General features: G+C 43.3%; 20 protein-coding genes. 9 read left to right on the plus strand and 11 right to left on the minus strand.

Features of this window, described 5'->3' with window-relative positions; translation table 11 throughout:
• The first annotated feature begins 204 nt into the window (after positions 1 to 204).
• Together adk and hemH are read left to right on the plus strand one after the other, a co-directional pair.
• Positions 205 to 849 carry an adenylate kinase gene (gene adk / locus R8N47_RS18375; protein ID WP_005382094.1) on the plus strand — a complete coding sequence of 215 codons (645 nt, stop codon included), beginning with the start codon at positions 205 to 207 and terminating at the stop codon, positions 847 to 849.
• A 167-nt stretch (positions 850 to 1,016) separates the two neighbouring features.
• Complete coding sequence (hemH, locus tag R8N47_RS18380; protein ID WP_064353706.1) at positions 1,017 to 1,979, plus strand: ferrochelatase; 963 nt, start codon at positions 1,017 to 1,019, stop codon at positions 1,977 to 1,979.
• Positions 1,980 to 2,028: 49 nt separating this feature from the next.
• Here the strand turns inward: hemH and R8N47_RS18385 are convergent, their stop codons facing one another.
• On the minus strand, positions 2,029 to 3,417 hold the full coding sequence (locus R8N47_RS18385; RefSeq protein ID WP_005382097.1) for a peptide MFS transporter: 1,389 nt from the start codon (positions 3,415 to 3,417) through the stop codon (positions 2,029 to 2,031).
• Between the two features lie 334 nt (positions 3,418 to 3,751).
• Here R8N47_RS18385 and rfaH point away from each other — a divergent pair, with 334 nt between their 5' ends.
• A complete protein-coding gene (gene rfaH, locus R8N47_RS18390) occupies positions 3,752 to 4,252 on the plus strand; it encodes a transcription/translation regulatory transformer protein RfaH (protein WP_005382098.1) in 501 nt (166 codons plus the stop codon).
• A 129-nt stretch (positions 4,253 to 4,381) separates the two neighbouring features.
• On the opposite strand, the gene asnB is transcribed toward rfaH, so the two are convergent.
• From asnB to nagA, 4 genes are all read right to left on the minus strand, one after another.
• Positions 4,382 to 6,046 (minus strand): asparagine synthase B, encoded by a 1,665-nt coding sequence (asnB, locus tag R8N47_RS18395; RefSeq protein ID WP_005384979.1) that lies wholly within the window; start codon positions 6,044 to 6,046, stop codon positions 4,382 to 4,384.
• Between the two features lie 230 nt (positions 6,047 to 6,276).
• Entirely contained in the window at positions 6,277 to 7,866 is a 1,590-nt protein-coding gene (locus R8N47_RS18400) for a cation:proton antiporter family protein (RefSeq protein WP_005384981.1), read from the minus strand.
• Between the two features lie 81 nt (positions 7,867 to 7,947).
• Positions 7,948 to 9,162 carry a DNA-binding transcriptional regulator NagC gene (nagC, locus tag R8N47_RS18405; RefSeq protein ID WP_017634816.1) on the minus strand — a complete coding sequence of 405 codons (1,215 nt, stop codon included), beginning with the start codon at positions 9,160 to 9,162 and terminating at the stop codon, positions 7,948 to 7,950.
• 2 nt (positions 9,163 to 9,164) lie between these two features.
• Positions 9,165 to 10,301: an N-acetylglucosamine-6-phosphate deacetylase gene (gene nagA, locus R8N47_RS18410; protein WP_064353708.1), complete on the minus strand. Its 1,137-nt coding sequence runs from the start codon at positions 10,299 to 10,301 to the stop codon at positions 9,165 to 9,167.
• Positions 10,302 to 10,790: 489 nt separating this feature from the next.
• On the opposite strand from nagA, the gene nagE reads away from it, so the two are divergent.
• Entirely contained in the window at positions 10,791 to 12,284 is a 1,494-nt protein-coding gene (nagE, locus tag R8N47_RS18415; protein ID WP_005384985.1) for an N-acetylglucosamine-specific PTS transporter subunit IIBC, read from the plus strand.
• A 276-nt stretch (positions 12,285 to 12,560) separates the two neighbouring features.
• Positions 12,561 to 14,231: a glutamine--tRNA ligase gene (glnS, locus tag R8N47_RS18420; RefSeq protein ID WP_064353709.1), complete on the plus strand. Its 1,671-nt coding sequence runs from the start codon at positions 12,561 to 12,563 to the stop codon at positions 14,229 to 14,231.
• Positions 14,232 to 14,445: 214 nt separating this feature from the next.
• Here glnS and fcrX read toward each other — a convergent pair whose 3' ends face one another.
• Positions 14,446 to 14,895: a ferric iron uptake transcriptional regulator FcrX gene (gene fcrX / locus R8N47_RS18425; protein ID WP_005382141.1), complete on the minus strand. Its 450-nt coding sequence runs from the start codon at positions 14,893 to 14,895 to the stop codon at positions 14,446 to 14,448.
• 200 nt (positions 14,896 to 15,095) lie between these two features.
• On the opposite strand from fcrX, the gene R8N47_RS18430 reads away from it, so the two are divergent.
• Positions 15,096 to 15,599, plus strand: coding sequence for a DUF4442 domain-containing protein (locus R8N47_RS18430; protein WP_005382144.1), 504 nt, complete (start codon positions 15,096 to 15,098; stop codon positions 15,597 to 15,599).
• 52 nt (positions 15,600 to 15,651) lie between these two features.
• On the opposite strand, the gene fldA is transcribed toward R8N47_RS18430, so the two are convergent.
• The 3 genes from fldA to R8N47_RS18445 form a co-directional block, all read right to left on the minus strand.
• Positions 15,652 to 16,185 carry a flavodoxin FldA gene (gene fldA / locus R8N47_RS18435; RefSeq protein ID WP_005382146.1) on the minus strand — a complete coding sequence of 178 codons (534 nt, stop codon included), beginning with the start codon at positions 16,183 to 16,185 and terminating at the stop codon, positions 15,652 to 15,654.
• A gap of 48 nt (positions 16,186 to 16,233) precedes the next feature.
• Positions 16,234 to 16,455, minus strand: a complete 222-nt coding sequence (locus tag R8N47_RS18440) for a DUF2788 domain-containing protein (protein WP_005393038.1) — start codon at positions 16,453 to 16,455, stop codon at positions 16,234 to 16,236.
• A gap of 112 nt (positions 16,456 to 16,567) precedes the next feature.
• Entirely contained in the window at positions 16,568 to 17,335 is a 768-nt protein-coding gene (locus tag R8N47_RS18445; protein WP_017819953.1) for an alpha/beta fold hydrolase, read from the minus strand.
• 92 nt (positions 17,336 to 17,427) lie between these two features.
• Between R8N47_RS18445 and seqA the strand changes: the two genes are divergently transcribed.
• Positions 17,428 to 17,970: a replication initiation negative regulator SeqA gene (gene seqA, locus R8N47_RS18450; protein WP_005382149.1), complete on the plus strand. Its 543-nt coding sequence runs from the start codon at positions 17,428 to 17,430 to the stop codon at positions 17,968 to 17,970.
• Between the two features lie 92 nt (positions 17,971 to 18,062).
• Positions 18,063 to 19,709: a phosphoglucomutase (alpha-D-glucose-1,6-bisphosphate-dependent) gene (pgm, locus tag R8N47_RS18455; protein WP_318070331.1), complete on the plus strand. Its 1,647-nt coding sequence runs from the start codon at positions 18,063 to 18,065 to the stop codon at positions 19,707 to 19,709.
• 61 nt (positions 19,710 to 19,770) lie between these two features.
• On the opposite strand, the gene R8N47_RS18460 is transcribed toward pgm, so the two are convergent.
• The gene (locus tag R8N47_RS18460) at positions 19,771 to 20,544 is read right to left on the minus strand and encodes a DUF1853 family protein (protein WP_025766985.1); all 774 of its coding nucleotides are present in this window, start codon (positions 20,542 to 20,544) and stop codon (positions 19,771 to 19,773) included.
• Positions 20,545 to 20,776: 232 nt separating this feature from the next.
• Between R8N47_RS18460 and R8N47_RS18465 the strand changes: the two genes are divergently transcribed.
• Positions 20,777 to 21,535 carry a Nif3-like dinuclear metal center hexameric protein gene (locus R8N47_RS18465; protein ID WP_025766984.1) on the plus strand — a complete coding sequence of 253 codons (759 nt, stop codon included), beginning with the start codon at positions 20,777 to 20,779 and terminating at the stop codon, positions 21,533 to 21,535.
• Positions 21,536 to 21,627: 92 nt separating this feature from the next.
• Here the strand turns inward: R8N47_RS18465 and R8N47_RS18470 are convergent, their stop codons facing one another.
• Positions 21,628 to 22,917, minus strand: a complete 1,290-nt coding sequence (locus tag R8N47_RS18470) for a citrate synthase (protein WP_005382163.1) — start codon at positions 22,915 to 22,917, stop codon at positions 21,628 to 21,630.
• Positions 22,918 to 23,271: the final 354 nt, after the last annotated feature.

A 23,271-nucleotide genomic window follows, 5' to 3' on the forward strand; every position in this document is an offset into this window, starting at 1 on the left:
CATTCTTTAGTCTTAATACACTCTTTGCTCAGAGAACCTGTGATAGAATCTGCGACTTGAATGTGAGTAATAAGGCGTGTATTTTTGCTCGCCTATATACGTTATACCGAAACTTATCGTTGCAGGTGCTTCTCAGGTTTGATGTCTAAGAGGTCAGCTATTGTGAGCTTCGGTATAAATCTTAAATATTAAAGAGGATAAATCATGCGCATCATTCTTCTAGGTGCTCCAGGTGCAGGTAAAGGCACACAAGCAAACTTCATCATGGAAAAATACGGTATTCCACAAATCTCTACTGGTGATATGCTTCGTGCTGCTATCAAAGCAGGTACAGAGCTTGGTAAACAAGCTAAAGCTGTTATTGACGCTGGTCAGCTAGTTTCTGATGAAATCATCCTTGGTCTTATCAAAGAGCGTATCGCTCAAGAAGACTGTGCAAACGGTTTCCTACTAGATGGTTTCCCACGTACTATCCCTCAAGCTGACGGCCTAAAAGAAATGGGCGTAGACGTAGACTACGTTATCGAATTTGACGTTGCAGACGATGTAATTGTTGAGCGTATGGCTGGTCGTCGTGCTCACCTTCCTTCTGGTCGTACTTACCACGTGGTTTACAACCCGCCTAAAGTGGAAGGTAAAGATGATGTAACTGGTGAAGATCTTGTTGTTCGTGATGACGACAAAGAAGAAACAGTACGTGCTCGTCTAGGTGTTTACCACGAGCAAACTGCACCGCTAATCAACTACTACGGCAAAGAAGCTGAAGCAGGCAAGACTAAGTACCTTAAGTTTGATGGTACTAAGCAAGTAGCTGAAGTTAGTGCGGATATCGAGAAAGCACTATCTTAATTTGCTGAAGTCAAAAATTTAATATTTTGATATATTGAAAGCGGCCCAAGTGGTCGCTTTTTTTAGTTTACTCGTAAACATATATCTAATTAACTTCAGCTCGGCTATTCGTTACTTCGAGGTTACTTAAATATATGAACCAAGCCGTTTACCATGAATAGGATGTTATGAAAGAGAATAATAAACAGGGTGTACTTCTAGTTAACCTGGGAACTCCTGACGCACCAACCGCTCCTGCCGTAAAGCGCTTTTTAAGTCAGTTTCTTCATGATCACCGAGTGGTAGACATGACTCGATGGCTTTGGTGTCCACTATTGCACGGCGTTATCCTTCCTATCCGAGCTCCTAAAGTTGCCAAACTCTATCAATCAGTATGGATGGAAGAGGGCTCGCCGTTGATGGTGTACTCTAAACGCCAAACGGAAAAGTTAGCACAAAAGCTTGATATACCTGTAGAGCTTGGTATGACGTATGGTAACCCAAGTTTGCAATCAGGCTTTGAAGCCCTATTGGCGCAAGGCGTTGATGAAGTCATTGTTTTACCTTTGTATCCGCAATACTCGGGCACAACAACGGCAGCGGTTTCTGACGGAATCACTAAAGCATTTAAGAACCTGCCTGTGATGCCAGGCTTTAGCTTTATTCGTGATTATTACAATCACCCGAAATACATTGAAGCGTTAGCGCATTCAGTTCGTGAACATTGGCAAAAGAATGGTCAGGGAGATTACCTGCTGTGTTCTTATCATGGTATTCCAAAACGCTATGCTGACAATGGTGATGTTTACCCACAGCATTGTGAAGAGACGACTCGCTTGCTTGGGAAAGCGTTAGGTTTAAGCGAACAACAAATTGGCATGACGTATCAGTCCCGATTTGGGAGAGAAGAGTGGCTTCAACCTTATACCGATAAGACCCTAGAGGCACTTCCTGCAAAGGGTGTGAAAAATATTAATGTTGTGACCCCTGCATTTTCGTCAGATTGTTTAGAGACGTTGGAAGAGATCTCGGAAGAGTGTAAAGAGATTTTCCTTGAAGCTGGTGGCGAAAACTTTACCTACATCCCTTGTTTGAACGATAGTGAACTTCATATCGAGATGATGGTTGAGTTAGTTCAATCTAAACTTTAGATACAAAAAAGGGTCGCAATAGCGACCCTTTCTACGTTTAGTTGAGCGATCAAGCAACTTGTACTTGCTGCTCTTCTACTTGCTCTGCCGTGCTGTGCGTATTTTCAGCGCCATGCATCCAGCGAACGAGTGTATTAGAGAATAGGAGCAAAATTACGCCACTTACGGTTGCGCTGACCGCAATACCACTAAAGATAGCCATAGCGCCTAACTCGCCTACGTGAGAGCCCACATAGCCCGCAACATAGTTAGCAATCGCATTACAGCCAAACCATGCACCCATCATAAGTGAAGCTAAGCGAAGCGGTGCTAATTTAGTTACCAATGAAAGACCAATTGGTGATAAACACAGCTCGCCTAATGTGTGGAAGAAGAAAGCGCCGACCAACCATAACATCGATGTTTTTACTGTTGTATCTCCACCTTGTTCTAGCACTGCGCCAACCATACAAAGGAAACCAATCGCCAAGAAAAATAGTGCCATCGCAAATTTCACTGGCGAAGTAGGTTCACGTTTACCCAATTTTACCCAAAGGACAGCCAGAACTGGCGCTAGAGTAATAATGAAAAATGGGTTTAGTGATTGGAACCACGCAGCAGGAACTTCGAAACCACCAATCATGCGATCAGTATATTGTTGAGTGTAGATGTTCATCAGACCACCAGCTTGTTCAAAGCCTGCCCAGAAGACAATAGTGAATAAGCTCATGACCAGAATTACTTTTAGTCGATTCACTTCTTCTTTGGTGAGTGGCTGCTTCGTGGTGGCGTTTTTGTTGTTTAGATCTCGTTTCGCCGCTGGTTCGCGACCAATATCACCAAGCCATGATTGAGCCAGTACCATTTGCATCACTAGGCTAACCAGCATACCCACACCAGCGGCAACAAAGCCAGCTTTCCAACCGTAAGAGGTTGTCACAGAGCCAGAAACGACGCCGGCAAGTAATGCACCTAAGTTGATACCCATATAAAAGATAGTGAATGCACCGTCACGACGGTTGTCACCTTCTTGATAAAGGTCGCCAACCATGGTTGAGATATTTGGCTTAAAGAGACCGTTACCAGTGATAAGTAAACCAAGGCCTAAATAGAAACTGTGTAGCGAACCAATACCTAAAGCATCAGCAGGAAGTGCAAGAGTAAACTGGCCGATGGCCATTAACGCGCCACCAAGCAAAATTGAGCGACGTTGACCTAAATAGTTATCTGCTAGGTATCCACCGATAAGAGGCGTGATATACACAAGCCCTGTGTATATGCCGTATAGGTCTAATGCGTCTTTGGTTGACCAGCCAAGGCCGCCATTCATTGTTGTATCAGTAAGGTAAAGCACGAGAATGGCACGCATTGCGTAGTAAGAAAAGCGTTCCCACAGTTCAGTACCGAATAATAAGAACAGGCCACGTGGATGACCAAAATATTGATGTTGGTTTGACATAAGCTCTTCTAATAATAGTTATTACATTTTTTAACGACTTCTACGTATACAATGCAATTCAATGAGTGACAAATAATAAAACTTTGCCATTCGACTATTTTTGTTTGTTAAGTGGCTGTTTTTGATTGGATTTGCAGATTATATAATGGTGTATTGGTTGTGTTACAAACTTAATTTCCATTTTTGCCTATGGACTTCTTTATCGTAAGTTGCTGAAAAAATGTCGTTAATGCGAGCGATGTATAATCATACTTTTATAGATAAACTGAATATCAATGACTCAACTTTGGCTTAATGCTAGGATAAAAACAAAATAGAATTGGCTAGTAAAAAGATGAAACGTTGGTATCTACTTTATTGTAAACGTGGGGAGCAGGTTAGGGCGAAACAACACCTTGAAAATCAAGGTGTAGAGTGCTTTTATCCAACTGTAGAAGTTGAGAAGATTTTGCGCGGGAAAAGACAAAAAGTCGAGGAACCGCTGTTTCCTTGTTACGTATTTGCTTACTTTGATTATGAGCAAGGGCCAAACTTCACCTCAGTCCGCTCTACTCGAGGTGTTGTTGACTTTGTGCGTTTTGGTGCTCAACCGAAAGAAGTTCAAGGTGACTTGGTCTTCGAATTGATGCAGCTAGAAAAGTGTTGTAATGACAATACCGTTTCTGAATGCATGCCAAAACCAGGCGATCAAATTAGAGTTAAAAGCGGTCAATTTGCGGGCATAGATGCCATCTTCCAAGAACAAGATGGTGAGAAACGCTCAATTATGCTAGTTCAGATGATCACCAAGCGTGTGCCTGTCAGCATAGACAATAGTGATTTAGATTTAAAATAGCCTAATTCCATCAAACATAAAAAGAGGTGCAAAAGCACCTCTTTTTGATCGTATCTAATTGATCGTATCTAATTTTTTGTCTGTTTTAAAAGGGTTGGACGAACCAACCCTTATCTTTATCGTAGAGAATTAGTATGAATCGTTGTGAACGGTCTGTACTGCACGACCTGATGGGTCAACACAGTTTTGGAACGATTCATCCCATTCAATCGCCTTCGCTGAAGAACACGCTACTGAAGGGCCTCCTGGTACACACTCTGCTGCTGATGGAAGTGGGAATAACTCTTCAAAGATTTCACGGTACACGTAGCCTTCTTTTGTCGTTGGCGTGTTGTATGGGAATCGATATTGAGCTGTTTCCATCTGCTGGTCTGTCACTTTCTGTTCCGCTACTTCTTTCAGCGTATCGATCCAGCTGTAGCCAACGCCATCAGAGAATTGCTCTTTTTGACGCCATGCGATCGATTCTGGCAGGTAGTGCTCGAAGCACTCACGAAGGATGTGTTTCTCCATTTTACCGTTGCCACACATCTTGTCTGCTGGGTTCAAGCGCATTGCTACATCTATGAACTCTTTATCTAGGAAAGGTACGCGTCCTTCAACTCCCCATGCTGCCAGCGACTTGTTAGCACGAGCACAGTCGAACATGTTCAGAGCAAGCAGTTTACGCACAGTCTCCTCGTGGAACTCTTTCGCGTTTGGCGCTTTGTGGAAGTAAAGGTAGCCACCAAAGATTTCGTCAGCGCCCTCACCAGACAATACCATCTTGATACCCATCGCTTTGATCTTACGACCCATTAAGAACATAGGTGTTGATGCGCGGATAGTCGTCACGTCATACGTTTCAATGTGGTAAATCACGTCACGAATCGCGTCCAAACCTTCTTGAATCGTGTACGTCATTTCGTGGTGAACGGTACCAATTTGGTCGGCAACTTCGCGAGCGGCTTTCAGGTCAGGCGCGCCTTCTAGGCCAACAGCAAAAGAGTGCAGTTGAGGCCACCAAGCTTCAGACTTTTCATCATCTTCAATACGCATCGCTGCAAAGCGTTTTGCTACCGCAGATGTAATAGAAGAATCTAGACCGCCCGAAAGAAGTACACCGTAAGGCACGTCAGTCATTAGTTGGCGTTTAACAGCCGCTTCTAGCGCTTCCGTCAATTCTTCTTTGCTAGTGCTGTTACCTTGTACTGCTGCGTACTCGTTCCAGTCACGAACATAGTAACGTGTTGGCTCAGTATCTTTAGAGCTGTAATAGCTACCAGGAGGGAATTCACTTACTGTTTTACATACTGGAACAAGAGCCTTCATCTCTGATGCCACATAGTAGTTACCATGCTCATCGTGACCTTGATAAAGAGGGATAATACCAATATGGTCACGTCCGACTAAATACTCATCTTTTTCTTCGTCGTAGAGCACAAAAGCGAAAATACCGTTTAGTTCTTCAAGGAGATCTGCACCCATATCTTGGTAAAGTGCAAGAATGACTTCACAGTCTGAATCGGTTTGAAATTCGTACTTTCCTTCGTAACGAGCACGAATTTCTTTATGGTTGTAGATTTCACCATTGACGGCAAGGATGAGCTTCTTATCAGGGCTGTATAGCGGCTGTGCACCACTATTTAGACCAACAATCGCCAAGCGCTCGTGCGCTAAAATAGCACGCTCTGAAGAGTAAATCCCAGACCAGTCTGGGCCACGGTGACGAAGTTTTTTCGACATCTCTAATGCGATAGGGCGCAATGCGGCCGCATCGCTTTTAATGTCTAAAATGCCAAATACTGAACACATACTACATCCTTACTAAACTAAACAATTTCTAATCGGTATGGTTTAAATTTGCCATTACTAATAAAAAAAGCAACGTTTTGTGATTAAAAAAATGATAAAAGGCCTTGTTGTATGGAAAATATTTAACTCAACCGTTGTTTTGGTGAATGAGATCAAGGTTTGGTATAAAAACTATACAAAAAAGGCTTTCTATCAATAGAAAGCCTTCCGAAAAATATCAGTGCTGTTGCTTATTTAATTGGTGTGAATTTAGGTTGAAGTTGTTTACAGACGTGTCGAGCAAAACCGCTACCAGCTTCACTATAAATATTGAATGCTGCGTCAACGCCATTTTCAAGTAAGCCTTCCAATTGATCTGGGTATTCGGCGATAGCGGCAATTTGCCCCTTATATTTTCTGCGTTTAAGCTGCTCAAGTGCTGTTTGGTTACCTTGATGATGTGGCATTGCAAGCAGAACCAGTTTTACATGACCTGTATCTAAAATTCGCTCCCAGAAATCCGGGTCGGTGGCATCACCAGAAATCACATTTCTTCCTTCTGAACGATGATGATGTGCAGCGTCTTCACGAATTTCTATACCCAATGAAATTTTGCCATAGCGTGAACGTAGCTCATCATAAGCGCCCGTTCCAATACGCCCCATACCTAAGATCAATACTTGGGCATGACCTGGGTTGATGAGTTGGTCGCGTTGATTGAGCTTTTCTACCGCTGTCTCTTGCAGCCACTTACCTGAATGTTGATAAATTTTATGGCTAAGGCGGTTAAGTGGCGCGGAAATTACAAAGGATACCGACACCGCAACCGCAATCGCAGCAAGCATATCACTTGGCATCCAGCCCATTTTATAGGCCAACCCAGCAACAATAAGACCAAACTCACTGTAGTTAAATAGTGATAAAGAGGCGAGCAAAGAGGTACGTACTCGAAACTTAAAATGATTAATAGTGACGAAGTACAAGAGTCCTTTGATTGGTAGCAGTAAGATAAATAGCAGGGCGAGAACGACGCCATTCACGCTCAATGAGGCGGATAAACCAATGTTCAAAAAGAAGCAGACTAAAAAGAGCTCCTTCATATTGAATAATGACTTGGATAGTTCTGAGGCTTTTGGGTGACCTGCGAGTAGCATGCCTAAAATTAGCGCGCCCAAGTCTGGTTTCATCCCAACCAACTCGAATAGCCCAGCACCGACAACAAGCGCGAAGAAAATACCGAATAGCACCAGCATTTCGCCGTGGCCAACTTTATCGAGCAGCTTATAGAATAGGGGACGAAGGAAAGGCAGTGCGAACAAACCGATGGCATACCATTCTGGGACTTTTCCGGTTGAAGCAGTCAGGAATACTACGGCAAAAATATCTTGCATAACCAAGATACCGATCGCGAGTGTGCCGTAGGTCGCGTTCATTTCGCCTTTTTCTTGCAATGCTTTTACGGCAAAAACGGTACTAGAGAACGATAGTGCAAAAGCTAAAAGCAGGATTTGGCTGCCGTCCATACTGGCTAGCGAAGTCAAGCCCAGTAGTTTTAAGCCGGATAACGCTAGGGCAAAAAAAGCGGTAGAGAGTATGTTGTGGGCGGTTGCCCCTCCCCATATTTCTTTGGACAGCAGGGTTTTTACATCGAGTTTGAGTCCAATAGTAAACAGAAGAAGAGTAACACCAAGATCTGCGAGAGTGACAATAACGTCATTGCTTTGGTAACCAAATGCATGCAAGCCAAATCCAGCTAGTAGAAAACCAACGAGGGGAGGGAGGCTGCATTTAAGCGCAATAAAACCAGCTAAAAAAGCGGCTGTAATTAGAATAATTTCCATACTGTTGAGCTGTATTCCTGATATACAAAAACGGGCTGTGAAAACACAGCCCGAGATTGTAACTCAATTGGTTGTATAAACTTAGTCTTCCAGTAACTTTTGTAACAAAACTCCGTTTAGCATAGCGCGTTTAATCATCGCAAATGCGCCCATCGTTGGCTGCTTATCAATGTGAGAAGCCACGATAGGGAGGTCGTTATGGAAAGTTTTAAGAGATTGATTCTCTACGTTGCGTTGAATTGCAGGGAAAACAATATCTTGTGCTGCAGTAATATCGCCAGCAATTACAATTTTCTGTGGATTAAATAAGTTAACCGTAATCGCAATCGCTTTACCTAGCTGGTTGCCCACTCGCACTAAACTCTGTTTCGCAAGTTCATCACCATTCATTGCGTGCTGACATACCGATTCAATTGTGATGTTTTCAAGGTCGGTTAAGCTTGATTCGTATCCTTGAGTAATCAGTTGCTTCACTCGTTGAATAATCGCTGGGTTTGCAGCTACGGTTTCTAAACAGCCAAAGTTTCCACATTGGCATTGCTCACCAAGCGGGTCGATTTGGATATGACCAATTTCACCGACGTTGCGGTTAAAACCAAGAAAAACCTGGCCGTTAACGATAATACCTGCGCCAGTACCGCGGTGGACGCTAACCAAAATAGAATCCTGGCAGTCTTGGCTTGCTCCAAAGTAGTGCTCAGCCAACGCCATGCCACGTACGTCGTTGCCAACAAAGCATGCTGTATTAAACTTCTCTCCAACAATTTCACCGAGAGCAAGATTATCGATATCGGTATTAGGCATGTATTCGACCACGCCAGTTGTTGGGTTAACAAGGCCCGGTAAAGTGATGCCGATAGCGATGAGTTGATCAATTTTGTCTTCGCAACGGCTTACGAAATCTTTTAATAAATCGATAAGTCCTGCGATTAAGTCTGCTTGGTTAGTGTAGTGCAGTTCATGCTGATCTTCTGCCAGCGCGGTACCACCTAAATCGTATAAACTGAACTGTACGTAATCTCGACCTAAGCGAACGGCAATCGAATGAAAAGGTTTGACTTCAGTAGTCAAAGAGATCGCACGACGACCACCAGTTGAAGCTTGTTGGGCGACCTCCTTAATAAGGCCGCGCTCTAAAAGTTGGCGGGTTATTTTGGTAACACTAGCAGGCGCGAGCTGACTCACGTCCGCGACTTGAATACGGGAGATAGGACCTTGCTGATCAATCAGCCTATATACCGCAGCGCTGTTAAGCTGTTTTACTAAATCTACATTACCAATCTGTCCGCCATTCATGCTTAATTTTGCTCGTATTGTCCGTTAACAACCGTCGCTTTTACTTTAAAGTCACGATCGAAAATAGTCAGGTTTGCAACCATCCCTTTTCGAACTCGGCCAAGGCGATCCTCAACACCAATTGCTGTTGCTGGGTATAACGTGGCCATTCGTAGAGCTTCGTCTAAAGCGATCCCCGCGTGCTCAACTGAATTCTGAACTGCTTCAATCATTGTCAAAGCTGAGCCGCCTAGCGTGCCATTTTCATCAACACACTTACCATCTCGGTAATATACTTTCTTACCGACAAAAATAAAGTGATCAATGTTAGCACCTGCTGGAGCTGTGGCATCCGTCACCAAAACAAGCTTGTCACCTTTGATTTTATGAGCAATTCGGATGTTTGCGTAGTCGACGTGAAAACCATCAGCAATAATGCCAGCGTATACGTCAGGAGTATCGTAAATTGCACCAACAACTCCTGGTTCACGACCAACCATTGGTGTCATTGCATTAAAGAGGTGTGTAGCAAAAGTAATGCCTGCTTCAAAGCTTTTACGTGCTTCGGCGTAGGTTGCATTTGTGTGGCCAATTGAAACCACGATGCCAGCAGCCTTTAATCGCGCAATATGCTCTGGGTCGTTATGCTCAGGTGCTAGTGTTACTTTCGCTACGATATCGGCGTTTGCGCAGATAAGGTCGATCATGCTTTCGTCTGATGGGCGAATAAAATCGACGTTATGGATGCCTTTTTTCGCGACGTTAAGGTAAGGACCTTCGAGGTGTAAACCAAGCGATTGATTTTGATATTTGTTGTGGTACTCACGAGCTGCGGCAATTGCAGCTCGCATATCTTCATCAGATGATGTAATGAGTGTTGGCAGGAAGCTAGTACAGCCAGATTTGAGGTTTGCCTGGTGCATGATTTGCATGGTTTCAGGGGTAATTGCATCGTTTAGCATTACACCGCCACAACCGTTCAACTGCAGATCGATAAAGCCTGGACTTAGATTAGCGCCTGCAAGGTCTTTTACTTCGATGCTTTGAGGTAGCTCAGAAACCGGCACAATAGATTGAATAAGATCGTTTTCGATGATGACCGCATGATCGGTAAGAACATCACTACCGGTATAAATTTTACAGTTACTTAGCGCGTACATAGTCAGCTAGTCCTTATAGATGAGAATTCAATTTCTATATCGTTATCTAAGTAGAGACTGCTTCAGTCATATGGGTACTTAGTTTGTATCACTGAATTAGATAACGAGTCACATACAGCAAGTCGCGTTTTATCGATGTTATTGTCATAGTAACTAACTGAAAAGTAATAATTGTATGGTTTTTTATGATTCTTTTTCAGAGCAAAGTTACAGTGATTTACCCGCCTAGATACCAAAATAACACTGATTCTGCCTTGCATAAAGTGCGAGAATATTATCTTTAAAACGCCATTTTTTCGTATAATAAAATAAGTTTTATGATCTCGCTAGCAAAAACCTTCCGAAAGGGCAAATTGTGGTGATTATGATCACAAACGGTGAGCTTTTAATTTGCGGAGCAAAATTAATATCATAAACTTAGGATGACTAAATTGGACGGCTGAAATAAGTCATTCAACATAACATCTAATCCTATAGGGGGAACTTAAGGTGAACATTCTCGGATACTTCCAGAAGGTGGGTAAGGCGCTTATGGTGCCGGTTGCCACACTTCCTGCAGCAGCAATACTCATGGGTATTGGCTACTGGATCGACCCAAATGGCTGGGGCGCAAACAGTGCACTTGCTGCATTTCTTATTAAAGCTGGTGCAGCGATCATTGACAATATGTCAGTATTGTTCGCTGTTGGTGTTGCTTACGGAATGTCTAAAGACAAAGATGGCGCCGCTGCACTTTCAGGTTTCGTGGGCTTCTTAGTTGTCACAACGCTTTTGGCCCCTGGTGCAGTATCACAAATTCAAGGCATTGACCCAAGTGAAGTACCTGCTGCATTTGGTAAAATCAATAACCAGTTCGTCGGTATCTTGGTTGGTATTGTTTCTGCTGAGTTGTACAACCGTTTTTCTCACGTAGAGCTGCACAAAGCACTGGCGTTTTTCTCTGGCAAGCGTCTTGTACCGATCCTAACGTCTTTTGCTGGTATCGTTATTGCGTTCATCCTGATGTACGTTTGGCCATCAGTTTACGGCGGTCTGGTCAGTTTTGGTGAAAGCATTCAAGGTATGGGTGAAGCAGGTGCAGGTGTTTACGCATTCTTCAACCGTCTTCTAATTCCTGTTGGTCTGCACCATGCACTAAACTCAGTGTTCTGGTTTGATGTTGCTGGTATTAATGACATTCCAAACTTCCTTGGCGGTGCGAAATCATTAGCTGAAGGCACGGCAACGGTAGGTGTTACGGGGATGTACCAAGCGGGCTTCTTCCCAATCATGATGTTTGGTTTACCAGGTGCTGCTCTAGCGATGTACCATACTGCGAAATCAAAGAATAAAGAGAAAGTGGCATCTATCATGATTGCAGCTGCGTTTGCTTCATTCTTTACAGGTGTAACAGAACCACTTGAATTTGCATTCATGTTCCTTGCTCCAGGACTGTACGTTCTTCACGCAGCGCTGACTGGTCTATCAGTTTATATCGCGGCATCAATGCAGTGGATTGCAGGTTTCGGTTTCTCTGCTGGTTTAGTCGACTTAGTATTGTCGACTCGTAACCCGCTAGCGGTAAATTGGTACATGCTCATTGTACAAGGTCTTGGTTTCTTTGCGGTTTACTACTTCGTGTTCCGTACCGTGATTGTTAAGTTTGGCCTTAAAACACCGGGACGTGAAGATGATGAAGAAGCTTCATCTAACGTGGCTGGATCAAGCAATTCTTCAGAGCTTGCTCGTCAGTACTTGAAAGCACTTGGCGGTCATGACAACCTAAGTTCTATCGATGCCTGTATTACTCGTTTGCGCCTTTCTGTGAAAGATATGAGCGTTATCAATGAGAAAACTCTGAAAGATCTTGGAGCTATGGGAGTTGTGAAGCTAGGTACAAACAACCTACAAGTTATTCTTGGTCCACTAGCAGAGATTGTTGCTGGTGAGATGAAGAATGTATCTAAAGATGAAGACTTAAGTGGTGTTCAGCTACCAGCTTAACTGTTTAATAGTGGTGTGATTGTTTGTTATTGGTATTGCAAACAATTGATACTACAACATCGCAAAAGGCCTCCGCAGGAGGCCTTTTTTCGTTTAAGCCCTTTGAATCTGCTTTGCTTTCACGCTAACTCGATAAATATTGTCGTTTTAGAGCGAGTTCTTGTTGTCTAATTGCTCAGAATTGTGGATCATTAGGAACAATGTACTCTGTGAAACCATACTTGGATACAGGGTTCCGTTTTCTCTGACAATACTAATATTTTTGAGGTGCTATAGATGAGTGAAGCTGATGCTCGTCCATCAAACTTTATTCGCCAGATCATTGATAAAGATCTAGCGGATGGTAAACACACTAGCGTGCATACTCGATTCCCGCCGGAGCCAAATGGCTACCTGCATATCGGTCATGCTAAGTCTATCTGTTTGAACTTCGGTATTGCTCAGGACTACCAGGGTCAATGTAATCTGCGTTTCGACGATACAAACCCTGAAAAAGAAGACATCGAATACGTTGAGTCTATCAAGAAAGATGTAAACTGGTTGGGCTTTGAGTGGAGTGGTGAAGTATGTTACTCATCAAACTACTTCGATAAGCTTTACGAATATGCAATTGAATTGATTAACAAAGGCTTAGCGTATGTAGATGAGCTAAGTCCAGAGCAAATTCGTGAATACCGCGGCACACTAAAGGCGCCAGGTAAACCAAGTCCATACCGTGACCGTTCTGTTGAAGAGAACTTGGCGTTGTTTGAAAAAATGCGCGCTGGTGAATTTGAAGAAGGTAAAGCGTGTCTTCGTGCTAAAATCGACATGGGTTCTTCATTCATGGTCATGCGCGATCCAGTTTTATACCGTGTGCGTTTTGCTACGCACCACCAAACTGGTGATAAGTGGTGCATTTACCCAATGTACGACTTTACGCACTGTATTTCTGATGCATTAGAAGGCATTACGCACTCTATTTGTACGCTTGAATTCATGGATAACCGTCGTCTGTACGATTGGGTTCTAGACAACATCACGATCGAAAGCCGTCCACATCAATACGAGTTCAGTCGTTTAAACCTTGAATACACAGTGATGTCTAAGCGTAAGCTTAACCAGCTAGTTACTGAAAAACTGGTTAATGGTTGGGATGATCCACGTATGCCGACTGTCTCAGGTCTGCGTCGTCGTGGCTTCACACCTGCATCTATTCGTGAGTTTTGTAAGCGTATTGGTGTAACGAAGCAAGAAAATATGATCGAGTTTAGTTCATTAGAATCTTGTATTCGTGATGACCTAAACGAGAACGCTCCGCGTGCAATGGCTGTACTGGATCCTGTTAAAGTTGTTATCGAAAACTTTGAAGCAGGCGCAGTAGAAAACTTGACAGTTGCCAACCACCCACATAAACCTGAAATGGGCGTGCGTGAAGTGCCATTCACGCGTGAATTGTGGATTGAGCGTGAAGACTTCCGTGAAGAAGCGAACAAAAAGTACAAGCGTTTAGTGCTAGGTAAAGAAGTTCGTTTACGTGGTGCTTACGTGATCAAAGCTGAGCGCGTTGAAAAAGATGCCGAAGGCAACATCACAACGATCTTCTGTTCTTACGATGCAGATACGCTAGGTAAAAACCCAGCAGATGGTCGTAAAGTGAAAGGCGTTATTCATTGGGTGTCAGCTGATAAAGCTCTTCCAGCGGAAATTCGTCTGTACGATCGTTTATTTACGGTGCCAAACCCAGGCGCAGCGGAAGATTTTGCTTCTACTATCAATCCTGAATCATTAGTTGTGATCAATGGCTTCGTCGAGCCTAGCCTAGCTTCTGCAGAAGCAGAAAAAGGTTACCAGTTTGAACGTATGGGTTACTTCTGTGCAGACTCGAAAGACTCTTCAGCAGATAATCTAGTATTCAACCGCACGGTTGGTCTACGTGATACCTGGGCAAAAATTGAGAATCAATAATCTCAATTAATGCTGAGAAAAATGCCAGCAAACGCTGGCATTTTTTATACCTAATCCCACAGAGTGCTATATAGATGTGCAAAACTGTGGAGAAAAAAGATGGGTGTTTAGTAGCTTTTGTTCTGTAACCAAAGTACTGACGTCTAAGGTACTGACTTCTAGAAACAAAAAACGCCAGCATGTGCTGACGTTTACTTTTTAAATTAACAAACCCTTATTTTTTCGGTTTGTGTGCATCTGGATTGTCTTTACAACCACCATCGCTACACTTGCCGTACAAGTATAAGCTGTGGTTTGTTAGTGTGACATTGTACTTAGCTGCAATCTCTTTTTGACGTTCTTCAATAAGATCGTCAGAAAATTCAATTACCTCACCACAGTCTAGGCACACTAGGTGGTCGTGGTGATGTTGAGTCGATAATTCGAAGACTGACTTTCCACCTTCAAAGTGGTGACGAGTTACAATACCAGCATCGTCGAACTGGTTTAGAACTCGGTAAACAGTTGCTAGGCCAATTTCTTCACCTAGATCAATCAACTTTTTGTACAAATCTTCAGCACTGATGTGCTGGCAGTCTGGCTGCTGAAGTACTTCTAGAATTTTTAGCCTCGGAAGGGTTACTTTTAAACCCGCATCCTTCAGCGCCTGATTATTATCTGACATATACTTTCCCGTTGGATCATCTGCAGCGATTTAACAGAATTCAATCTTCCTACCATTATAGGATAAGCGTTCGGAACATTAAACCACGAACTTCAAAGGGTTAATAGAATCTTTTTGTAAATTAGAAACAGGTCCATTATATTACAGCTCTGACCAGTTACAATTGTGTAACATTAAGCTTGGAGAGGGCAGGGATAGCGATGAATAGGCGACTAGCGAAGATATACAAACCAGGAATTGTAAAGTTCGCACTCAATATTTGGCCTCCTTTTTGGGGGGCGGGTATTAAAATCTTACATATTTCTCAAGACTTCCGTACTGTAAAGGTACGTTTAAAGCTTCGCTGGTGGAATAAAAATGCCAATCGCACCCAATATGGCGGCAGTATTTTCTCTTTAACTGATCCTATTTACTCGTTGATGCTGATGGGGATTCTACGAGAGGAATATTATGTGTGGGATAAAGAGGCAAGCATTAACTTTATTAAGCCGGGGCAAAGTGATTTGTTTGCAGAATTTGAGGTCACTGAAGGGATGCTGGAAAACATTTATCAAATGACACGGAATGGAGAAAAGTGTTTTCCTGAGTTTATTACTCATGTAAAAGATAAACAGGGGAATGTGGTTTCAGAGGTTCAACGCAAGCTTTATGTAAGAAAGAAACCTCAGTATCGCGAAGAGGAAGTACTTACCGATGCTGTGTGACAATACATACAAAAAGACCTCCAAGTGGAGGTCTTTGTATCATTCAATTTGATTAGCCTTCTAGCTCAGCTAAACACATCTCTTCATAGATCTGTTTAACCCAGCTTTCAACACGCTCGTCAGTCAATTCTGGTTGGCGGTCTTCATCAATACATAGACCTACGAATTGGCTTTCGTCACCTTCAACAAGTGCTTTAGACGCTTCAAATTCGTAGCCTTCTGTCGAGGTATGGCCAAGAATTGTGCCGCCTTTAGATTCAACGATATCACGGACTGTGCCCATCGCGTCACAGAAGTATTCTGCGTAGTCTTCTTGGTCGCCACAGCCAAAGATAGCCACTAGCTTAGTAGAGAAGTCGATTTGCTCAAGCTCAGGGAAGAAGTCATCCCAATCACATTGTGCTTCGCCGTAGTACCAAGTTGGGATACCTAGAAGAAGAAGATCGAAGTTATCAATGTCTTCTTTGCTGCTTTTCGCGATGTCTTGAACGTGAACTAGATGTTTACCTAGTTGCTTTTGAATCATCTTTGCAACGGCTTCAGTATTACCTGTGTCGCTACCGAAGAAGATACCTACACTTGCCATAGAGTCTATACCTTTACATTGTTTGTTATTGGCGATGCTACTAAGGGTTTAACCTAACCCTGAGCCTTCCCAAGTTAGCTGAATTACACCTTTTGCAATAAAGCCAGCACAGCCTAGGAAAAGGACTAACCACACAATACGACGACCAAAAACAGGTACATTGCCTTGCTTTAGTACATCTTTTATCGCCATCCCGATGAAAAAAAAGATAGCAGCAAAAAGAAGATCGAGTCCAATAGACTCGAGCATATCCATATAGTCGTAAAGCATTTTAGCCCTTCATGCCGAAAAATCTTGGGCGCACTATACCACTGTTAAACGGTAAAGTTAATGCACTACAAGAAGGGTTATTTCAATAATCTAGTGTTGCTTTTCGAATTTGTTAACTCGAAATGTATTTTCGAATGACTCTCATTACTTCTGTCGGTTTCTCGGCGTGTAACCAGTGACCAGTGCCAGCGATAATGTGTGCTTTAGCATGGTTAAATTGTCGCTTCACTGCTGGCTGATGTTCTGGCATTAAGTAGTCAGAGTCGCCGCCTTTGATAAACAAAGTTGGGATATCTGTTGGTGTGATTTCTTGCCAGCCAATAATTTGGTCATAATTCTCAAAAAGGCTCGGTACATTAAACCGCCAATCCATCTTATCGCCATTTTTGTACAGTGATTTAGAGAGAAATTGTCTTACACCATCGAGTTCAATATGTTGAGCTAGGATATCCATGGCTTGCTGTCGATTTGCTGGTTTTTCATTAATAACAGCATGTAAGCCGTTAAAAACATTATCGTGACGGTTCGTAGTGTAGGCAACAGGCGCCATGTCGAGAACCACTAACTGCTTGACTACATTTGGCGCAATGTCCACAAGAGCCATCGCGACTTTTCCGCCCATGGAGTGACCAATAACAATAGATGGCTCAACGTTTAAGTGCTGAAGGAGCTGAGCCACATCTTTTGCCATATCGGTATAGTTATGGACTTCGGAGTGGAAAGAGAGGCCGTGATTTCTCAGATCAATACTGATCACCGTGTGATCTTTAATAAGATCGCGGGCGAGTAGACCCAGATTACTTAAACTACCAAACAATCCGTGAATCAAAACAACTGTTTGGCCTTGGCCTTCCTGCTTATAGTTGAGTAATGCTGACATTTTATCTTATTCGTGATGGGTTTAACGTGGAGTATCCGCGTGGATCTCGTTATAATCCCCCAGAGTTTAAACATTGAGAATGTGAAAAGCGAATGAAAACAATTGAGGTTGATGAGGATCTATACCGTTATATAGCTAGTCAAACTAAGCATATCGGTGAAAGCGCCTCGGATATTTTGCGACGCCTTTTAAACCTTGATGGTCAGTTGCAGGAAGCTAAAGCCGCGCCTGTAGTAGAGAAGCCACAAGGGATTGTAGTAAGTAAAGATGCGGGTAAAACGGAATCTGTTGATGTAGTGAAAGAAATGCGTTCGCTGCTTATTTCTGATGAGTTTGCCGGTCTAAAAAAAGCGATTGATCGCTTTATGTTGGTATTATCGACCTTACATAAATTGAATCCAGAAGGTTTCGCCCAGGCTACGAATGTAAAAGGACGCAAACGCGTGTACTTTGCAGATAATGAAGAAACCTTGCTAGCAAACGGTAATACGACCAAGCCAAAAGCCATTCCTGGCACACCGTTTTGGGTTATCACGAATAACAATACAAGTCGTAAAAGACAGATGGTTGAACAAGTGATGGCACACATGGGGTTCCAACCTGACTTAATAGAAAAAGTAACAGGTTCAATCTAAGAAACCTGATAGAAGCCTCATAATGCGTCGCAGTGAGCGGATATTATGAGGCTTTTTTAATTTTATTTGTATTGAAAGAAAGGATGTCAAACATGGCTATGCACCCTCGTGCTGGGCAAAAAGCGCAGCAGGAAGATCTTCACAATATCCCAGCACTCGTTGCTAACTACTTCTTACTTCAACCAGACGCGGCAAACGCAGAACACAAAGTTCAATTTGGTACTTCTGGCCACCGCGGTACTGCAGACAAGCACACTTTTAACGAAAACCACATTTTAGCGATCGCTCAAGCGGTAGCAGAAGTTCGTGCTGAGCAAGGCACAACTGGCCCGTTGTTTGTGGGTAAAGACACGCATGCGCTATCTGAGCCTGCTTTTTCAAGTGTGATTGAAGTATTGATTGCAAATGGTGTGAAAGTGATTGTCCAGCAAGACAACGGTTACACGCCAACACCGGGTATTTCACACGCGATTCTGACTTACAACATCAAACACGATGAAAAAGCAGACGGTATCGTTATTACCCCATCACATAACCCACCACAAGACGGCGGAATCAAATACAATCCGACACATGGTGGTCCTGCAGAAGCTGAGTTGACTCAAGCTATCGAAGATCGTGCGAACGAATTGATTGCTGAAGGTTTACAAGGTGTTAAACGCCTACCACTAGCAGAAGCAAAAGCATCGGATCTGTTTGTAGAGATGGACTTGGTGAAGCCATACATTGATGACCTGGTGAACGTTATCGATATGGAAGCAATCCAAAAAGCGAACCTGAAGATTGGTGTAGATCCATTGGGTGGCAGCGGTATCGATTACTGGCGTCAAATTGGTCAGGCATACAACCTAGACCTAACGCTAGTAAGTGAATCGATCGATCCTTCTTTCCAATTCATGTCGCTAGATAAAGACGGCGTTGTGCGTATGGACTGTTCTTCTCCTTACGCAATGGCGGGTCTATTGGCACTGAAAGACGAATACGATTTAGCATTTGGTAACGATCCTGACTACGACCGTCACGGTATCGTTACGCCAAAAGGTTTGATGAACCCGAACCACTTCTTAGCCGTTTGTATTGACTACTTGTACCGTCATCGTGACGCGTGGGGTAAAGACGTCGCTGTTGGTAAAACACTAGTTTCAAGTGCGCTGATTGACCGTGTTGTTGCGGATCTAGGTCGTGAGCTATGTGAAGTGCCTGTTGGTTTCAAATGGTTTGTAGACGGTCTGTACACTGGTAAGTTTGGTTTCGGCGGCGAAGAAAGTGCTGGTGCGTCTTTCCTTCGTAAAGATGGCACGCCTTGGTCAACAGACAAAGATGGCATCTTGCTATGCCTTCTAGCAGCAGAGATCACTGCGGTAACGGGTAAGAACCCTCAAGATTACTATGAAGAGCTAGCGGCGAAGCACGGTGAGTCGAAGTACAACCGTATTCAAGCTGTAGCAAATGGCCCACAAAAAGACGTATTGAAGAAGTTGTCACCAGAAATGGTTGCGGCTGAAACTCTAGCAGGTGATGCTATCACTGCTCGTCTAACGCATGCACCAGGCAATGGTGCTCCGATTGGCGGCCTTAAAGTAACGACAGCTAACGGTTGGTTCGCTGCTCGTCCATCAGGCACAGAGGACATCTACAAGATTTACTGTGAAAGCTTCAAAGGTGAAGAACATCTGAAACAAATCGAAGCTGAAGCACAAGAGATCGTTAATCAAGTGTTTGCAGCCGCTGGTTTGTAAAACATCCAATGGTCAATGTATCTAGCAAAGGGTTGATGTGAAAACATCAACCCTTTCATGTTTAAGTGCCCCGAACCGCTTTATCTCCGGGCCATGAATCTGGTACCACAAACCAGAATTGACCGTCCTCCGTTTGTGCATGTACAAATCGGTCTGAAGGCTTTTCAATGGGTCGAGATAAATCGTCCATACCAATCGCCCAGCATGGTTTGTGTAAATGATAAAGTGGCTTACCGATTAACTCCCATTGGCTCTGGTAGCACCAGTAACCACTAATCTGACTTGGATTTAGTTCATAACCCAAGCACTCGCTAGGAGTTGGCTCTGGAGTAAACGGATTAATATAGAGTCGTCCTTGCATCAATAGATGCTCTTGTGGGGCGTCGTTTAACGGAATTATTTTTTGAAATTCCGGGCGATCGCTCATTTTCAATTGATGAGTAAGCATTCTATTCAGTTTTGTATGCAGCTGGTCGTGAGCATTCGGACCATACCAAACGCCGTTATAAAGAAGATAAAACTTAATCGCCACTTCCCAGTGTTCTATTTGATTTGATTCTGTATTCCGCAACACCAAATCTATAGCACCAATGGTCTTACCTTCGATGTCGTTTAACTGAACCTCTTCCGCGATAACCTGATATCGTTCTGAACTAGAGAGAACTGCAGTGCATAAGTGCTGATATAAAAAGCCCAATCTTGGATTACCATTGTATTGCTCAGTGTTCTTTAAAGGCGTTACCGTAAGATCCTCTAAGGTTGCAAACGGAGGGCGTAACTTGAAAAGAGGAGGTGAAGTGGCGATCCATTGGTAAAAGCGTTGCAGTTGGTTCATCCGTATCCCTAAATGTATGGTGAGGCGACAAGCTTTGTTATTGTAACTAAATTTGCTTTTGAGGGTAGGGTGGCTAGCATCGATATTAGGGTTCGAGATACACTTTAAATACCTAAATGATATCAAGGTGCCAGATGTCAAAACGTTGTTGTATCAACTAGGTTGCACACTCTCGGTCTGATTTCATCGAGAGGTTATTTAGGTTTACATGCGCTAGAAATTGGAAGTAATAATGAATAACTTAAAGCTAGAACAGATTCTTAATGACAAACTGTCACCGCAGTTAATTAAAGATTACGCACCAAACGGGTTACAGGTAGAAGGGACGCCAGCCGTAAAGCGTATTATCACTGGCGTAACCGCCTCTCAAGCCTTAATCGATAAAGCGATTGAGCTTAATGCAGACGCATTGCTTGTTCATCATGGCTATTTTTGGAAAGGTGAGCCTGAGCCAATTCGTGGCATGAAAGGTAAACGAATTCGTAGCCTGATCAAAAATGATATCAACTTATATGGTTATCACCTTCCTCTAGATATTCATCCAGAGCTAGGCAACAACGCTGAATTAGCTCGCTTACTTGAAATCGAAGTAGAAGGTGGGCTTGAAGGGCACCCTCAGTCAGTTGCTATGTTTGGGCGCTTGAAAAAGCCGATGTCTGGTGTTGAATTTGCGAGTAAGATCAACCAAGTTCTTGAAAGAGAGCCTCTGCATATCGCTCCAGAGAATACTGATAAGATGATTGAGACAGTCGGCTGGTGTACTGGTGGAGGGCAGGATTTCATTGAACTTGCTGTACAGCACGGGCTGGATGCATTTATCTCTGGAGAAATTTCAGAGCGCACCACTTATACTGCTCGTGAAATGGACATTCATTACTTTGCTGCAGGTCATCATGCTACTGAGCGTTATGGTGTTCAGGCCTTAGGCAAATGGCTAGCGGATGAATATGGCCTACATGTGGAGTTTATCGATATTGATAATCCGGTTTAGCGTTCTCCATTAATAACGTTAAACGCAAAAAAGAAAAAAGGGTTGAGACGAAAATCTCAACCCTTTTGTTTGTCTATCTTCGTACTAAAAGATCATTCACGTTCGTGAAGTGGAGAAAACTCACGTTGTGTTTCGCCAGTGTATAGCTGACGAGGACGACCGATGCGGTTCAGTGGATCGCTGTGCATTTCGTTCCAGTGAGCAATCCAGCCGATGGTACGAGAAATCGCGAAGATAACCGTAAACATAGAAACTGGAATACCAATCGCTTTAAGAATGATACCTGAGTAGAAGTCTACGTTCGGGTACAGCTTCTTAGACACGAAGTACTCATCAGAAAGTGCAATGCGCTCAAGTTCCATTGCAACGTCTAGCAGAGGGTCTTGAATGTTTAGCTCTTTGAGAACTTCATGACACGTTTCGCGCATTACTGTCGCACGTGGGTCGTAGTTCTTGTAAACGCGGTGACCAAAGCCCATTAAGCGGAATGGGTCATCTTTGTCTTTCGCGCGGTCTACATATTCAGGGATGTTATCGACGCTGCCAATCTCTTCTAGCATTCTCAAGCAGGCTTCGTTTGCGCCACCGTGAGCAGGCCCCCAAAGGGATGCAATACCAGCGGCAATACATGCAAATGGGTTCGCACCAGAAGAGCCAGCTAGGCGAACAGTTGATGTCGACGCATTCTGTTCGTGATCCGCGTGTAGAGTGAAAATCTTATCCATCGCACGGGCAACCACAGGATTTACTTCATACTCTTCGCAAGGGTTTGCGAACATCATATGCAAGAAGTTCTCTGCGTAGCTAAGGTCGTTACGAGGGTAAATAAATGGCTGACCGATAGAGTATTTGTAACACATCGCCGCCAGTGTTGGCATTTTTGACAGCAGACGGTACGCTGCAATTTCGCGGTGTTCGTCGTTGTTAATGTCAAGAGAGTCGTGATAGAAGGCTGCAAGTGCTCCAACTACACCACACATTACCGCCATTGGATGAGCATCGCGTCGGAAGCCATGGAAAAAGCTTGCGATTTGCTCGTGTACCATTGTGTGACGAGTAACGGTCGTTTTGAATTGCTCGTATTGTTCTCGGGTAGGGGCTTCACCATAAAGAAGGATGTAACATACTTCTAAGTAATCTGCGTTATTGGCTAATTGATCAATCGGGAAACCGCGGTGCAAAAGAATACCTTTGCCGCCATCGATGTACGTGATTGATGATTCACAAGATGCAGTGGCAAGAAAACCTGGGTCAAAAGTAAAGTAACCATTGGCTCCCAGCTTACGAACGTCAATTACAGGTGTACCTAGCGTACCGTCCATAATTGGCAGTTCGATTGGCGCTTGACCTTCAACATGAAGGGTCGCTTTCTTATCCGCCATAACAATCTCCTTTGTTTATTATTTAATCCGTCCAGGATGTTTATGTGCCATTTTTGTACTGTTGTTAAAGCTTAAAGTCAATTTTTCTCCATCTTTGTGTGCACTTGTTATGATTTTTCTCATGAAAATCGTTAAAAATCTGTTCTATGTAGCATAATTTGTTACACCAATTGTATTAGAATGTTGCTCGCCGTATATTGGCAAAGAAAATTTTAGTTAAATCCTTATAAATTCGGGGCTAGAAACAAAGAGTGAGGTTTGTTGCTGGATTCCGTTTGTTAACAACTTGTTTACAATTATCTGAGTGGTTACTCGTGATATTTGTTAAATAGATGTTAACTTTTGTACGTTTGG

Source organism: Vibrio sp. 2132-1 (genome assembly GCF_033344315.1).

What these genes read in the sequence shown, in the direction of transcription:
- R8N47_RS18465 (WP_025766984.1), top strand. Translation starts at nt 20,777, where the DNA reads ATGAATAACTTAAAGCTAGAACAGATTCTTAATGACAAACTGTCACCG.
- nagC (WP_017634816.1), bottom strand. Translation starts at nt 9,162, where the DNA reads ATGAATGGCGGACAGATTGGTAATGTAGATTTAGTAAAACAGCTTAAC.
- rfaH (WP_005382098.1), top strand. Translation starts at nt 3,752, where the DNA reads ATGAAACGTTGGTATCTACTTTATTGTAAACGTGGGGAGCAGGTTAGG.
- fcrX (WP_005382141.1), bottom strand. Translation starts at nt 14,895, where the DNA reads ATGTCAGATAATAATCAGGCGCTGAAGGATGCGGGTTTAAAAGTAACC.
- hemH (WP_064353706.1), top strand. Translation starts at nt 1,017, where the DNA reads ATGAAAGAGAATAATAAACAGGGTGTACTTCTAGTTAACCTGGGAACT.
- seqA (WP_005382149.1), top strand. Translation starts at nt 17,428, where the DNA reads ATGAAAACAATTGAGGTTGATGAGGATCTATACCGTTATATAGCTAGT.
- glnS (WP_064353709.1), top strand. Translation starts at nt 12,561, where the DNA reads ATGAGTGAAGCTGATGCTCGTCCATCAAACTTTATTCGCCAGATCATT.
- R8N47_RS18400 (WP_005384981.1), bottom strand. Translation starts at nt 7,866, where the DNA reads ATGGAAATTATTCTAATTACAGCCGCTTTTTTAGCTGGTTTTATTGCG.
- R8N47_RS18430 (WP_005382144.1), top strand. Translation starts at nt 15,096, where the DNA reads ATGAATAGGCGACTAGCGAAGATATACAAACCAGGAATTGTAAAGTTC.
- nagA (WP_064353708.1), bottom strand. Translation starts at nt 10,301, where the DNA reads ATGTACGCGCTAAGTAACTGTAAAATTTATACCGGTAGTGATGTTCTT.
- R8N47_RS18470 (WP_005382163.1), bottom strand. Translation starts at nt 22,917, where the DNA reads ATGGCGGATAAGAAAGCGACCCTTCATGTTGAAGGTCAAGCGCCAATC.
- R8N47_RS18445 (WP_017819953.1), bottom strand. Translation starts at nt 17,335, where the DNA reads ATGTCAGCATTACTCAACTATAAGCAGGAAGGCCAAGGCCAAACAGTT.
- R8N47_RS18385 (WP_005382097.1), bottom strand. Translation starts at nt 3,417, where the DNA reads ATGTCAAACCAACATCAATATTTTGGTCATCCACGTGGCCTGTTCTTA.
- adk (WP_005382094.1), top strand. Translation starts at nt 205, where the DNA reads ATGCGCATCATTCTTCTAGGTGCTCCAGGTGCAGGTAAAGGCACACAA.
- R8N47_RS18440 (WP_005393038.1), bottom strand. Translation starts at nt 16,455, where the DNA reads ATGCTTTACGACTATATGGATATGCTCGAGTCTATTGGACTCGATCTT.
- fldA (WP_005382146.1), bottom strand. Translation starts at nt 16,185, where the DNA reads ATGGCAAGTGTAGGTATCTTCTTCGGTAGCGACACAGGTAATACTGAA.
- pgm (WP_318070331.1), top strand. Translation starts at nt 18,063, where the DNA reads ATGGCTATGCACCCTCGTGCTGGGCAAAAAGCGCAGCAGGAAGATCTT.
- R8N47_RS18460 (WP_025766985.1), bottom strand. Translation starts at nt 20,544, where the DNA reads ATGAACCAACTGCAACGCTTTTACCAATGGATCGCCACTTCACCTCCT.
- asnB (WP_005384979.1), bottom strand. Translation starts at nt 6,046, where the DNA reads ATGTGTTCAGTATTTGGCATTTTAGACATTAAAAGCGATGCGGCCGCA.